The following is a 799-nucleotide window of genomic DNA, read 5'->3' on the forward strand; positions in this document are numbered from 1 at the left end:
GGGGTATGGTCCGCAAGAAAACGTTTCGCCTGGGAACATGTCGCCGCCAATGCCACGGCAAAGCCCGCCTCCGAAAGAGTGGACTCCATATCCAGTGCTATCAAGGCTTCGTCGTCGACGACAAGGACCAAGGGTTTGCCCATGCGCGGATGATCGCACGTTTGTAGATGGAAGACGAGTCGAGGCTACGACCCTTTTAGGGTCCGGTTCCCGTACGCAGCGGGTCGAGACCGCGAGCAATGGGAACCAACTGATCCAAGCCGCATTATATTTGGTTGGACTGGACAAGGTGTTTGGGATGCATGAAGCAACACAGGCGAATGTTGTCGCCTTCGAAAACCCGGGGGTGTCCAGCAATGACGGTCTGGATTTCGATTACAAGGATTTCTTCGAAAACGGCGCCGTTGCCCTCCATCTGGTGAACGCAGACGGCGTAATCGTGCATGCCAACCAGGCTGAGCTCGACCTTCTCGGCTATCCCGCAGAGGACTACCTCGGTTGCCACATCGCCGAGTTCTATCCCGACCGGGACGTCATAGAGGACATTTTGGGTCGCCTTGCCAATGGCGAGAAGATCGTAAGATATCCGGCGCGATTGAGGGCCAGCGATGGATCGATCAAGCACGTCGAAGTCACCTCAAGCGGACATTTCCGGGACGGCAAGCTGATCAACACCCGGTGCTTCACGGTCGATGTAACCGACTTGGTGCACACCCGCTCGGAGCTCAGGCAGCATGACAGTACCTATCACCAGATACTCGACGGCCTACCCGTCGCCATCTACACGACCGATCAGGAT

At 56.7% G+C, this 799-nt stretch carries 1 protein-coding gene; it reads left to right on the forward strand.

All coding sequences use genetic code 11. From position 1 onward, the window contains the following. Positions 1 to 298: 298 nt before the first annotated feature. Positions 299 to 799, forward strand: a 501-nt coding sequence (locus tag X735_RS0135720) for a PAS domain S-box protein (protein ID WP_031214096.1), incomplete at its 3' end; no start/stop codon positions are given.

Source organism: Mesorhizobium sp. L2C084A000 (genome assembly GCF_000502875.1).
In the GTDB taxonomy this organism is placed as follows: Bacteria; Pseudomonadota; Alphaproteobacteria; order Rhizobiales; family Rhizobiaceae; genus Mesorhizobium.